This window comes from Arthrobacter tumbae, assembly GCF_016907495.1.
GTDB lineage: Bacteria > Actinomycetota > Actinomycetes > Actinomycetales > Micrococcaceae > Arthrobacter_D > Arthrobacter_D tumbae.
Window position 1 is genome coordinate 807,416 of sequence record NZ_JAFBCC010000001.1, and the last position, 12,453, is coordinate 819,868.

Annotated in this window: 15 protein-coding genes; 5 read left to right on the top strand and 10 right to left on the bottom strand. The window is 64.1% G+C overall.

Annotated features, from left to right (window positions below):
- Nucleotides 1-20: 20 nt before the first annotated feature.
- A complete protein-coding gene (locus JOD47_RS03875; RefSeq protein ID WP_204532115.1) occupies nt 21-1,103 on the bottom strand; it encodes an ABC transporter permease in 1,083 nt (360 codons plus the stop codon).
- A gap of 180 nt (nt 1,104-1,283) precedes the next feature.
- Here JOD47_RS03875 and JOD47_RS03880 point away from each other — a divergent pair, with 180 nt between their 5' ends.
- Nucleotides 1,284-2,579, top strand: coding sequence for a sensor histidine kinase (locus JOD47_RS03880; RefSeq protein ID WP_239548002.1), 1,296 nt, complete (start codon nt 1,284-1,286; stop codon nt 2,577-2,579).
- Nucleotides 2,572-3,216: a response regulator gene (locus JOD47_RS03885; RefSeq protein WP_204532117.1), complete on the top strand. Its 645-nt coding sequence runs from the start codon at nt 2,572-2,574 to the stop codon at nt 3,214-3,216. The genes JOD47_RS03880 and JOD47_RS03885 overlap by 8 nt, the downstream gene beginning before the upstream one ends.
- Before the next feature lie 16 nt (nt 3,217-3,232).
- Here the strand turns inward: JOD47_RS03885 and ccsB are convergent, their stop codons facing one another.
- The 5 genes from ccsB to JOD47_RS03910 all read right to left on the bottom strand — a co-directional run bounded on the left by ccsB (nt 3,233) and on the right by JOD47_RS03910 (nt 8,111).
- Nucleotides 3,233-4,264, bottom strand: a complete 1,032-nt coding sequence (gene ccsB, locus JOD47_RS03890; RefSeq protein ID WP_204532119.1) for a c-type cytochrome biogenesis protein CcsB — start codon at nt 4,262-4,264, stop codon at nt 3,233-3,235.
- On the bottom strand, nt 4,264-5,952 hold the full coding sequence (resB, locus tag JOD47_RS03895; RefSeq protein WP_204532121.1) for a cytochrome c biogenesis protein ResB: 1,689 nt from the start codon (nt 5,950-5,952) through the stop codon (nt 4,264-4,266). The genes ccsB and resB overlap by 1 nt, the downstream gene beginning before the upstream one ends.
- Nucleotides 5,953-5,983: 31 nt before the next feature.
- Nucleotides 5,984-6,751 carry a cytochrome c biogenesis CcdA family protein gene (locus JOD47_RS03900; protein ID WP_204536402.1) on the bottom strand — a complete coding sequence of 256 codons (768 nt, stop codon included), beginning with the start codon at nt 6,749-6,751 and terminating at the stop codon, nt 5,984-5,986.
- 35 nt (nt 6,752-6,786) lie between these two features.
- Nucleotides 6,787-7,359: a TlpA family protein disulfide reductase gene (locus JOD47_RS03905; RefSeq protein ID WP_204536404.1), complete on the bottom strand. Its 573-nt coding sequence runs from the start codon at nt 7,357-7,359 to the stop codon at nt 6,787-6,789.
- Between the two features lie 86 nt (nt 7,360-7,445).
- Nucleotides 7,446-8,111 (bottom strand): histidine phosphatase family protein, encoded by a 666-nt coding sequence (locus tag JOD47_RS03910; protein ID WP_204532123.1) that lies wholly within the window; start codon nt 8,109-8,111, stop codon nt 7,446-7,448.
- Between the two features lie 201 nt (nt 8,112-8,312).
- Here JOD47_RS03910 and JOD47_RS03915 point away from each other — a divergent pair, with 201 nt between their 5' ends.
- Nucleotides 8,313-8,864, top strand: a complete 552-nt coding sequence (locus tag JOD47_RS03915) for a YceI family protein (protein ID WP_204532125.1) — start codon at nt 8,313-8,315, stop codon at nt 8,862-8,864.
- A 115-nt stretch (nt 8,865-8,979) separates the two neighbouring features.
- Nucleotides 8,980-9,648, top strand: coding sequence for a hypothetical protein (locus tag JOD47_RS03920; RefSeq protein ID WP_204532126.1), 669 nt, complete (start codon nt 8,980-8,982; stop codon nt 9,646-9,648).
- A gap of 51 nt (nt 9,649-9,699) precedes the next feature.
- Here the strand turns inward: JOD47_RS03920 and JOD47_RS03925 are convergent, their stop codons facing one another.
- Both JOD47_RS03925 and JOD47_RS03930 read right to left on the bottom strand, forming a co-directional pair.
- Nucleotides 9,700-10,410, bottom strand: a complete 711-nt coding sequence (locus tag JOD47_RS03925) for a redox-sensing transcriptional repressor Rex (protein ID WP_204532127.1) — start codon at nt 10,408-10,410, stop codon at nt 9,700-9,702.
- A 171-nt stretch (nt 10,411-10,581) separates the two neighbouring features.
- Nucleotides 10,582-10,851 (bottom strand): glutaredoxin family protein, encoded by a 270-nt coding sequence (locus tag JOD47_RS03930; RefSeq protein WP_204532128.1) that lies wholly within the window; start codon nt 10,849-10,851, stop codon nt 10,582-10,584.
- Between the two features lie 158 nt (nt 10,852-11,009).
- Here JOD47_RS03930 and JOD47_RS03935 point away from each other — a divergent pair, with 158 nt between their 5' ends.
- Complete coding sequence (locus JOD47_RS03935; protein WP_204532129.1) at nt 11,010-11,852, top strand: HAD family hydrolase; 843 nt, start codon at nt 11,010-11,012, stop codon at nt 11,850-11,852.
- 48 nt (nt 11,853-11,900) lie between these two features.
- Here JOD47_RS03935 and JOD47_RS03940 read toward each other — a convergent pair whose 3' ends face one another.
- Both JOD47_RS03940 and JOD47_RS03945 read right to left on the bottom strand, forming a co-directional pair.
- Nucleotides 11,901-11,999, bottom strand: coding sequence for a 30S ribosomal protein bS22 (locus JOD47_RS03940; RefSeq protein ID WP_003792170.1), 99 nt, complete (start codon nt 11,997-11,999; stop codon nt 11,901-11,903).
- Nucleotides 12,000-12,196: 197 nt separating this feature from the next.
- Nucleotides 12,197-12,409 carry a helix-turn-helix domain-containing protein gene (locus JOD47_RS03945; protein ID WP_204532130.1) on the bottom strand — a complete coding sequence of 71 codons (213 nt, stop codon included), beginning with the start codon at nt 12,407-12,409 and terminating at the stop codon, nt 12,197-12,199.
- Between the last annotated feature and the right edge of the window lie 44 nt (nt 12,410-12,453).

Sequence of the window (12,453 nt, forward strand, 5' to 3'; positions counted from 1 at the left end):
TTTCATGGAGGTTTCGGGGTCTAGTTGCCGCCGAGAGCCAGCAGCGGATCAATCCTCGTGACTCCGCGGACGGCGAGCGCCGATCCCGCCAGTCCGAGGAGCACAATGCCTGCAAAAGGCCCGACGACGGTCGCTGCGGAAATGAGGAACGGAGCCACCGCTGCGGCGAGGTAGCCGCCGCCCAGACCGAGTGCCGCACCGGCTGCGGCTCCAATGACGAGCACGATCGCTGCCTGGCTGAGCGCGTCCCGCAGGATGTAGCCATTGGACCCTCCGAGGGCCTTGAGTACGGCGATGTCCCGGGTCCGCTGGATGGTCCACACGGTGAGGAAGGCAACGATCACCAGCGCAGAAATTCCGTAGAGGAAACCCTGCATCATGGTGAGTGAACCGTTCTCGGACCCGAAGGACGCCAGGGCGCCGTAGCTGCCGGTCCGGGTTGTGCTGACGGTTCCGGCCCCGGCGTCGATCTGTTCGCGGCTCTGCACCTCCGGCGCTTCGTCGGTGGAAGTTACCGCGAGCACCGTACCGACGACGTCCGGATCCGCCACGTGCGCGGTTGTCCGCCAGTCGGCCAGCGTCATCCACACCACAGGAGTGTGGCTGTACCACTGGTCGTCGATAACGCCCGCAACGCGGAGCGCCGTCCCGCTGATGCTCGCGGTGTCACCCACAGAAAGCGACAGGTCCTCGGCCACCGTGCGGCTCACCACTACCGTGCTCTCCGTCAGGCCGTCCGGGGCAAGCGCGCCGTCTGCGCCTGCCCCGAACACCGCGACCGTGGCGGTGCCTCCCGCTTCCAGACGGGTCTGGCTGATCCCCAGCGGTTCGGCCCGGGAGACTCCCCCGGCCTGCCGCCACACCTGGAGCTGCTCCCCGCCCACCTGGGATTCAGGATAGGAAGCAGCCGGCTCATTGCCGGCAGGTGCTCCGAAGACGATCGTGTCGGCGTTCAACCCGGCGATTGCCGACGTCGACTGGTTGGCCAGGCCTGCGGTCAGACCGGAGAGCATCACCAGCAGGAAAGTGATCAACCCGACGACGGTACCCATCAGGGCGAACCGCCCCTTGGCGAACCTGAGATCCCGTAAAGCTAAGTACATCGTTTGTCATCCTCCGCATGCCTTGTGGTGAGCCGACGCCTGCCGCTCACCTTCAACTCTCCATCCCTGCTTGCCTCGCTACATCGGGGCTCCGGTTGATCTGCTTAGCTCTTACCGGTTGACCCGGCGGTCAACCGTTCGGTTGATGTCACGTCCACCGGGCGCAGCTAGGGTGGCTGTATGCGAGACCCCGCGAGCCCGGCTGGATACATGGCTGCGCCAGCCGTTCTGCGGATGCTCCGGATCACCCTGCACGCCGGTTTCCTGGCACTGCTCCTGGTGGGAGTGGCGGCGACACTGGTTTCAGAACCCGGCCCCGCCGTGGTGTATCCGGCTCTTCTGATCTCCCTGTGTCTCGGCGGTTTGTACCTGGCGGGGACCGTCAGGGAGAGGCGGGCTGCGAAGCAGCAGCCGGGGACGCCGTCGTCGTCGCGTGTACCGCGTTACGCACGGTTCTGGCTGGCCGGAGTCACCGGACTCTGGGTTGTCCTGATGATGCTCAGCGCCGACTTTTCCTGGCTGGCCTTCGCCCTGTTCTTCCTTCACCTGCACCTGCTCAGCACCAGGCATGCCGTGGTCGCGATCGTCCTCCTGACCGGCGTGGTCATTGCCGCCCAATGGGAACGCCAGGGGGAACTGCAGGTGCCGATGATCCTCGGCCCGATGTTCGGAGCGGTCTTCGCCGTGGTCATGACGGTCGTCTACCAGAGCCTCTATCTCGAGGGCGTCAACCAGCGGCAGGCGCTCGAGGAACTCCGGCGGACGCGTTCCGAGCTTGCACGCACACAGCACCAGGCCGGAGTGCTCACCGAGCGGGAGCGTCTGGCCCGCGAAATCCATGACACGCTGGCGCAGGGCCTGTCCAGCATCGTCCTCATCTCGCGGGCAGCCGAAGCTTCGTTGGACGCCGGAGCAACGAATACGGCACGGGAACGCATCCGCACGGTGCAGCAGGCGGCGTCTGACAATCTCACTGACGCGCGCCGCTTTGTCCGCGGGTTGAGTGCGGCGGAGGGTGATCCCGAGTTCCTCGTCGGCAGCCTGCGCAGAACCTGCGCCAGCGTCGAGCAGCAGGCGGCGGCCCAGGGCATCGGCCTGCGCTGCCGGTTCGAGCTCGACGGCGCGCCCATCCGGATGCCGGCTCCCTACGAGGTTGCCCTGCTGCGTGCGGCGCAGTCAGCCCTGTCGAACTCCCTGCGGCACTCCAGTGCCGGAACCGCCGTCGTCACACTCACCTTCGTGGGCTCAGAGGTGGCGCTCGATATCTACGACAACGGCAGGGGGTTTGACGTAGATACGGCGCTGGCGTCTGCGGTAGAGAGGACAGACGGCACCGGGTTTGGGCTGAGGGCCCTTCGGGAGCGGATCACAGCGTTGGGCGGAGCTATCGAGATCGAATCCGAGGCGGGCGAGGGCACCGTCGTCGGCATCCGTTTGCCCCTGCTGCCGTTCGACGACGGGACGGCGGATGACTGAGATCCGGGTTCTTCTGGTGGATGACCATCCGGTTGTCCGCGCCGGCCTGCGGGCAATGCTCAACGACTTCGACGGCGTCTTCGTGGCCGGGGACGTCGCTGATGGCGCCGCCGCCGTGGCAGAGGTGCGGAAACGGGCTGCCCTCGACCAGCCGGTGGACGTTGTGCTCATGGACCTGCAGATGGGCGAAGGCATGGACGGCGTCACCGCCACCCGGAGCATCCGCGCGCTGGAGGACCCACCGCAGGTACTGATCCTGACCACCTACGACACCGACGCGGACATCATCGCTGCCGTGGAGGCCGGTGCGGGCGGCTACCTCCTGAAGGACGCTCCGCCGGAAGAGATCCGTCGGGCAGTGCAGTCAGCCGCCCGGGGACAGACAGCGCTCGCGCCGGAGGTGGCCGCGCGTTTGATGGGCCGGATCTCGAGCCCGACGACGTCTCTGAGCAAACGTGAGATTCAACTGCTGGAACTCCTTGCAACCGGCATGCCGAACCGGGGTATCGCGAAGGAGCTGTTCATCAGTGAGGCAACCGTGAAGACGCATTTGGTCCACATCTACGACAAGCTCGGTGTGGACAACCGCACCGCCGCCATCTCAACGGCGAGGCAGCAGCGCATCATCCGGAGCTGACCGCTTAACTTCGCGATTAGACGCCGGCGTAGCTGTGCAGTCCCGAGAAGTAGATGTTCACGATCGTGAAGTTGAAGACGATGCACAGATAGCCCACGATCGAGAGCCACGCGGCCCTCGTCCCGGTCCATCCGCGGGTTGCGCGGGCGTGGAGGTAGCCGGCGTAGACCACCCAGATCACGAAGGTCCACACTTCCTTGGTGTCCCAGCCCCAATACCGGCCCCAGGCCTTCTCCGCCCAGATGGCACCGGCCATGAGGGTGAAGGTCCAGAGCACGAAAGCGATTGCGTTGATCCGGTAGGAGAGGTTCTCCAGGCTCAGCGCCGAGGGAACCAGCCGCATGAACGGCAGCCGGTCATCATCGCCGGCGGCGAGCCGTGCCACCCGGCTCGCCTGGATCAGCTGCAGCACCGACATCGCGAAGGTCAGGGTGAAGAGGGCTGACGCTGCGACTGCCACGGACACGTGGATGATGAGCCAGTAGCTCTGCAGCGCGGGCACCAGGTTGGCCACCGGCGTCGGGAATCCGATCGTGGCTGCGCACAGCATGACCACCACGAGACCAATCACGAAGGTTCCGAGGAAGCGCAGGTCCTTACGTGTGAGCACCAACAGGAAGACGACGGCGACCACCAGACCGCCGGTGGTGCAGAACTCGTACATGTTGCCCCACGGCACGCGCCCGGCGGCAACACCTCGGGTGACAACAGCCACTGCATGGATCGCTGAAGCCACGATGGTAAGGGCAACGGCGATGCGCGCGGCAGAGCGTCGCTCGCCCTGATAGTCCATGGCGTCGTCGGCGGTTGAACCCGCTGGAGCACCGTCAGCGGCTGCCTTTCCGCGCTTGCCCCCGGCCACAGCGCCGGCGAGCACCAACTCCCGGTCATTCGCGGATTCGGCGAGGCCGGCTTCGATCTCGCGAATGCGACGGCTGCTCTTGACGAGGTCCCAGGTGAAAGCGAGGAACCCGACTGTGTATGCCAGGGCAGCGAGCAGCATGAACAGCTCGCTGTACTGTCCCAGGGTCTGGTTTATGTTCTGCATCAGTTGTCCTTACCGGTTCCGTGCGTTGGCGCCCCCACGTGCGCTGTCTCATTCTCGTCGTCTTCGGTGCTGCCTGCCAGCCAGCGTTCCCGGAGCAGTTTCTCGATCGCTGCCCCCTCGCCGGCCAGACGGTGATCTTCACCGCGGGCCAGCAGACCGTACTCCACCGTGATGCTGCCGTCCGTGCGCGTGCCCGTCGCTATCCAGACCCGGCGGCGCCCGATGAACAGGGACGCGCTCAGTCCTGCCAGGGCGAGGGAGGAAAACACCAGGGCGCCGAGCTCGGCCGGGTCATGCGTGATGTCCAGGGCCGCATAACGGCGCAGCCCGTCGAAGGTGATGGAACCCTTGCCCTCGGGTAGCTCGAAGGTTTCGCCGGCGTCGAGCACAATGCCGCCGGCTTCGCTGTTCCGACTGTTCAACTCGGTCAGTGGGTCAGTGTCCAGAACATAGACATTCTGCGGGTCGCCCTCATCCAGCCCGAGGTCGCCGTAGTAGGAGTTGAGGTTCAGCTGCGGCAGGAACGGGTCCGGGTCACGGGAGAAGGACACACCGTTCTCGTCTACTGCCGCCGTGGGCAGGAAGAACCCGACAAAACCGAGCTGGTCCGGTTGTGCGTCCGGAACCTTCAGCACAATGAGGGACGTGAACAGTCCGTCCTGCGGAATCGACACAACGGGGCCCTGGTGCGCGATGTTCCCCTCGCCGTCGCGCACCGTGATGACGGGAGCGTAGCCATTTCCGACCAGGTACACGCTGGTGCCGCCGATAGTCAGCGGCTCGTTGACCTTCAGGATCCGCTCTTCCGGTTCAACCCCGGGAGCGGTTCTGGTGGTCATGGTGGCGGTGAAGTCGATTGGCTGACCGTAGTGCGTGAGCTGCCGGTCGAACTGCACGTCGAAGTTCTCGAGCGTGATCGAGTACGGATCCAGATTGTTCTCGGAGAAGTTGGTGCCCGGTGTGAAGGAATCGTAGCCCACCAACGTGTTCACGAAGGTCTCACCCTCGATCAGGATCTTCTGCCCCCGGTACCCGAACAGCCCGCCCACGGCAACGGAAACGAGCACGCCGATCAGCGACACGTGGAACACCAGGTTCCCGAATTCCTTCAGGAAGCCCCGCTCCGCACCGACGGAGGGCCGGGCGCTGTTCTCGTCGCGCACGTCCACGCGGTAGCCGCGCTTCTTCAGCACGACTGAAGCGTCGACGACGGCGGCACCGGCCGAGGTGGGCCGCCCGCCTTCCTGCCCGCTGGGCTGGGACTCTTGCGCGACCGGCAGGACGAACGTCCCGTGAGCCGGCATCCGCGAGAGCCTGCTGGGGGTCCGGGGCGGCTTCGACCGCCAGGCACGGCCGTGGACCATTGCCCGCGGGATCACGCATCCGATCAGCGAGATGAACAGGAGCAGGTAGATCGCTGAGAACCAAACGGACGAGTAGACATCGAACAGCTGGAACCAGTCCAGGATCGGCCCGGTCTCCGGGTTGTTCTGAATGTACTGGGTCACGACGGCCGGATTTGCCGGGCGCTGCGGGAAGAGCGAACCGGGTACAGCGGCGACCGCGAGCAGGAGCAGCAGGAAGAGGGCCGTACGCATGCTGGTCAGCTGGGTCCACATCCAGCGCACGGTGCCGAGGAACCCAAGAGCGGGCAGCGCGACGCCGTCTTCTCGGTCCTTCGTTGCCATTGAATCTTCCTTTGATTTAGCCATCAGTCGTTCAGATCGGAAGGGTGACGCCGCCGAGCCACTGCTGAAGGTCGTTGATCCACACGTTCCAGACACCGGAGGCCATGAGCACGCCGACCAGTATCAGCATTCCGCCACCAGTTCGCTGCAGCAGCAGCCGGTGGCGCCGGAAGAACTTCATGGCTCCCATTCCACGCCGCAGTCCGAGGGCGATCAGCAGGAACGGCAGTCCGAGGCCGAGGCAGTACACAAAGGTGAGGAGTGCACCTTTGGCAGCGCTGGCGCCGTCGTTGGAGAAAGCAAGCAGCTGCACCGCGGACAGGGTCGGTCCGATGCAGGGGGCCCAGCCCAGACCGAACGTGAGACCCAGCAGCGGCGCTCCCCAGAGGCCGCTCGGTACGCGGGCATGGAGCTTCCGGTCCTGCTGGAACCAGGAGAATCCGCCCATGAAGACGATGCCGAGCACAATCACCACGAGCCCGAAGATCCGGATCAGCCACTCCTGGGAGCCTGCCATCCACGCTCCGAGCTGTCCGAAGAGCGCACCGTACGCCATGAACACGGCGGAGAACCCGACGACGAACAGCCCGATACCGACCACCATCCGTCCGCGCCTCTGCTGCTCCAGGTCCACCCCGGTGAGGCCGCTGACGTAGCCCAGATATCCGGGCACCAGCGGCAACACGCACGGCGACACAAAGGAGACGAGGCCTGCGAGGAGCGCCACGGGCAACGCAAGGAGCATCGAACCGTTCAGCACGGTGTCGGCGAAGGCATTCCCGGCTGGTGCCAGGGCCATGGCGGCACCGAGTGGGAGAGAGGCGGTCACAGCCACTACTCGGCCAGCGCGGAGTCAATGAGCGCGCTGAGGGTTCCCTTGTCGACCAGGCCCAGAATGCGGGCCGACACGCGACCCTCTTTGTCGAGCACGAGAGTGGTCGGCACAGCCTGCGGCGGTACGTAACTGGTCATCGCCAGGAGGACGCCGCCGTCGGAGTCGTTGAAGCTGGGGTAGGGAATGCCGAAGTTGCGCTCGAAAGCCTCGGCATTCTTCTGGCCGTCCCGGATATTGACGCCGTAGAACTGCACGTCCTCCGACTGGTACTCCTCATGCAGGGCAACGAGGTCCGGAGCCTCTTCCCGGCAGGGCGCGCAGGCTGCATACCAGAAATTCAGGACCGTCACGCCGCCCGGCCATGCGGAGGAGGAAACCGTCTCACCGTTGTAGAGCGTGCCCTCGATTGCAACCGGCTCACCGCGCTCTGCGACGGCGTACTCCGTGACGGAGCCGTCGCCGGCAATGTAATTCTTGTTGCTGCCTTCCGCCGCCTGTTGGGCCAGCGGGTCTTGTGCAGCACAGCCCGACAGCACGACGACGGCGGCAATTGCCGACGCGGCAAGGCGCATCAGCGTGCGGCCGGGACGGCGGCGCGGGGCAGCTTTAGTTTGAGTCACAACGGCTTCCACGAGTTCTACAACGTGTAGTAATTGTATTACGCTCCCGGGATGTTCTTCGCGCGGGGCAGAAGATCTGCACAGGGCTCCTCATACCGCACGCCGGTGAGCTGGTCGCCGTCGAAGTAGAGGGAGGTCACGGAGCTCAGCGTGCATTTACGCTGGCGCGGATCATGCCACAGGCGCCTGTTCTCCGCGGCGAGCCGGGCAACCCAGATGGGCAACTGGTGGCTGACCATGATCGCTTCGGCGTCCGTGCCGCCTGTAGCTTCCAGCGCCGCAGTGCGTGCGTCATGGACCGCGGACATCACGCGTTCAACCTGGGCACTGTACGGTTCACCCCAGGATGGTGTGAACGGGTTCCGCAGGGACTTCCAGTGCCTCGGGTGCCTGATCTGCTGGGCGACCTGCGCCATGCCTTCGAACCGGTTCTCCGCTTCGATGATGCGCTCATCGGTCACAACAGTCAGGCCCAGCTCGCGAGCTGTCGGCTCAGCGGTTTCCTGTGCGCGGGTGAGAGGTGAGGCGACCAGATGCACGATGTCGGCGCCGTCGTTCCTGCGCTCTGCGAAGTAGCCTGCAACCCGCTCGGCCATCTCCCGACCGAGCTCTGACAGGTGGAACTCGGGCAGGCGTCCGTAGAGGATCCCGTCCGGGTTGTGGACTTCGCCGTGGCGCACGAGGTGAACGGTGGCTGAGGGCATGTCATCAAGTTTCGCATCCCTCACGTCAGAGGGCTAAATCGGTCTCAAGAGCCCCGCCGGAAGCGGACGGTGGAGAAAATATTTGAACATTGAAGCAATCTCTGGAATAAAAGATGCAAATGCATGTTTATAGAGGTACACGCCCGTTCGGCCACCTCGGCCGCACACCAATCCAAAGCACGGCAGATCAGGAGAAACATCATGGCTATTCCCACCGGACTCACTCAGGGCACCTGGAACTTCGACGCCTCGCACAGCGAAGTCGGTTTCAGCGTTCGCCACGCCGGAATCAGCAAGGTACGCGGAAACTTCGACACCGTCGACGCCACCCTGCAGGTTGGATCCTCACTCGAGGATTCCAAGATCACCGCGACCATCAAGACCGAATCCTTCAACTCGAACGATGAGAACCGCGATGCCCATGTGCGTGGCGGCGACTTCTTCGACGCTGAGCAGTTCCCCGAGATGACCTTCGTGTCCAGGCGCGTCGAAGGCGCGGGCGAGACCTACAAGCTCATCGGCGACCTCACCATCCGTGGGATCACCAAGGAAGTTGCCATCGACACCGAGTTCAACGGCGTTGCTGTTGACCCCTTCGGAGCCACCCGCGCCGGATTCTCCGGCCAGACGGTTATCTCCCGCAAGGAGTTCGGCCTGACTTGGAATGCAGCTCTTGAGACCGGCGGTGTTCTGGTCGGCGACAAGGTGACCATCAACCTCGACGCTGCTTTCGTGGCACCCTCAGCAAACTAGAGACTCGTTTCAGCGATTCCCTTGGAGGGGGCGTGCCGGGCTTTCCGGTACGCCCCCTCGTTTTTTCTGTCCTTAAACCCCGGGGGTGGAAGCATCACGGCGGTACGCTGAGCGCATGAGTACGCCATCACACGACCCGTCAGAACGCGATCCGCATCAGCTCTCCGGAACTGACCCACTGAATCCCGCTGAGCCCGGACCCACCCAGAACTCAGGATCGGGTTTGTCCCCCGAACCGCAGAAGCCTGCATCTCCGTATTCCTATCAATCGGCCCAGCCCGCAGGGTATGCCTACCCCAGTGCAGCCCGCATGCCGGAGGAGGCGCGGCCACCGCTTCCCAGGGAAGTCAATCTGGCTTTCTGGCTGATCATCGCCGCCGGGGTGCTGAACTTCATCACCACCCTCATGGGATCAGGCACCACCGGCGGGCCGGCGGGAGCGGCTGCAATCGGCGTCGGCATAGGAATAGTCGTCGGCATCCTCACCACCGGCGTCTATGTACTGCTGGCCGTCTTCATCCGCAAGGGACACAACTGGGCGCGCATCACCGCCACCGTTCTTGCAGGAATTTCCGTTCTGCTCATGATCATGAGCTGGGTGACGCTCGCCGCACTGCAGGGCAACTCAGAAGTCCAGGAGCAGCTGGGTGGACAAAGCTTGCAGCCAAGCGGATTCTCGATCGCGCTGAACGTCCTCGTGGTACTGCTTGGAGTCGCCGGAGTAGTGCTGTGCTGGCTCAAGCCGTCTAACGCCTACTTCAAGCGGCAGCAAATCACGCACTAGTGCGCTGACGCTTATTGGGCCGGCCACAGGCAGTGGCTGGGCTTGCTTCGCCTACTGGGCCGCGCGGGCGCTGGAACCGGCATCAAGATCCGGTTCCTGCGCCCGCTGCGCGTGGTAGGCGAGGATCTGCAGTTCCGTAGCCATGTCCACCTTGCGCAGCTGCACCTGGCCAGGAACCTGCAGCACTACGGGCGCGAAACTCAGGATGCTCGTAATACCGGCTTCAACCAGTTCGTCGCACAGCTGTTGGGCGACGCCCGCAGGCACAGCAAGAACAGCCATGTTGGCACGCGTTCTGTGGAGAACGGTTGCCAGATCCTGCACCGGACTGACACGCAGCCAGCCGACTTCGGTGCCGACGATCATCTGATCGGCGTCAAACAGCGCGACCACCTCGAAGCCCCGCGACTGGAACCCTGAGTATCCGGCGAGCGCCCGACCCAAATTGCCGGCGCCCACGATGGCCACCCGCCAGTCCTGGGTCAGCCCAAGAGCGGTGGAGATCTGGCTGTTCAGGTACTGGACGTCATAGCCGACGCCCCGCGTTCCGTAGGAACCAAGGTAAGAGAGGTCCTTGCGAAGCATCGGTGAGTTCACGCCCGCCGCGTCAGCAAGTTCCTCCGAAGACACTCGTTCAATCCCCTCCGCCAAGAGGGAATTCAGGGCGCGCAGATAAATGGTCAGACGGGCGAGCGATGCAGGCGGAATCTGCCTGCCCTGCTGATCGCCCGCGGCGGACCGTAATCCGGGAAGCTCCGACATGGTCACTGGTTCATCTCTCCGTCATTGTTCGCCGGCGGCCGGGACTGCTCCGCCCGCCCGCCGGAGGATGACGGCGGGATATTCCCACTTTAGGTCCCGGCGCGAAGCCCTCAAAGTCCGGATGCAACGGTGGACGGTGAGCACACCCTGAATGCTGGGCACAGCCGGCTGCTAGGTGAGGAGCCTGCGCAGGCGCACTTCGTCGATAGTCCAGAAGTCCCGCTGGACGCCGTCGAGGAGCAGGACGGGCACCTCTTCCCAAAACCGTTCAAGCAACTCGGCGTGGTCGGCTATCGACTCTTCCCGCCAAACGACGCCCAATTCAGATGCCACCCGGCCTAACGTCTCCCGGGCAGCTTGGCACAGATGGCAGTCCGGTCTGGTCACCAGCACGAGGCCGGAGTTCCAGTTCGCGGCAGGCGGCTGGGTCTGCTGAGTCATGGTCTATTAGCTTACCGGCCGGCGGTCCCGCACCGAATGCCAGGCCCTGGGCACCCATTTGCCCCGGTTCAAGACGCCACAGGGGGTGTGAGAGATCGACGCGCGACAGTCAGCGTCCTCAAACACTCCGAAGGCCAACCAGTGATTAGACTCGTGCTATGTCCGCAGCCAGCCTCCGACCCGCAGTCGAGCCCGGGTCCTCCACGGAGACTGTGCCTGCCGAAGCTTCTCCGCTGGGCGGCCCGGCAGGAGAGGCAGCCTTTTTCGACGTCGACAACACCATGATGCGGGGCGCCAGTCTCTTCCATGTGGCGCGCAAGATGTACCAGCGGCGGGCTTTCACACTCCGTTTCGCTGCCGGGCTGGCCTGGAAACAGCTGCGCTTCGTGATGCGTGGCGAGAACATGACGGACATTCATGCCGTCCGGGACGCCGCCCTTGCCTTCGCCATCGGCATTGCGCACGAAGATGTGCTGGCCCTTGGCGAAGAGGTCTACGACGAGATGATCGCGTCGAAGATCTGGCCGGGAGCTCGTGCCCTCGCGGAACAGCATCTCCGAAACGGGCGCCGCGTCTGGCTGGTTACGGGTACCCCTGTCGAAGTGGCCAGTGTGATCGCCAACCGGCTGGGGCTCACAGGTGCGCTCGGCACTGTGGGAGAGGTGTCTGACGGCTTCTACACCGGCAAGCTGGTGGGCGAGTTCCTCCACGGCCCTGCAAAGGCCACGGCTGTCCACGAACTTGCCGGACAAGAGGGTTTGGACCTGTCCAGGTGCTGGGCGTACAGCGATTCCTACAACGATGTTCCGCTGCTCAGCATTGTTGGCCACCCTGTCGCCATCAATCCGGACCACCGCCTTCGCAAGCACGCCCGGGACTCCAACTGGCCGATTTACGATTTCCGGAGCGGCCGCCGTGCGGCAACCCTGGGGCTTAAGGCAGCAACGGGCGCGGGTGCCATTTACGGCCTGTGGCGCGGCTTCTCACGAATGAGGGGCTAGCGCTTAAATGCAAAACCGGTCCGCCTCAGTGGCGGACCGGATGCGATGCTACTTCTTGTTGCGGCGCTGGTGGCGGGTCTTGCGAAGCAGTTTGCGGTGCTTCTTCTTCGCCATCCGCTTGCGGCGCTTCTTGATTACTGAACCCATAGAGTCCTCACAAACTATTCATTCCGGTTCCGGACAACCACTACCGCATCAATTGCGGAAGGGACGCTCGAATCTGACAAAAGACGCACATCGCGGTGACGTACATCATGCGGCCGCACATGCGACCGTCTACGCAAAACGCTTCTTAACAGAGTACCCGCTCAAACCGGCCTTTCCGACCGGCGCCAACCGCGCCTTCAGCCCGTACCCGACTCACCCTCCACAGATGCGGAACGCAGATACTGCTGCACGGCGGATTCAGGCACGCGGTAGGAACGCCCGAACTGGACGGCCGGCATATCCCCGGAGTGGACCAGCCGGTACACGGTCATCTTTGATACCCGCATCACTTCGGCAACTTCCGCAACCGTCAGGAAGCGCACGTCGGAGAAGTTGCTGCCGCTCACCATCTCACCACTGTCCTTCTCTCTGGAGCTAACCCTGAGATGGGCGC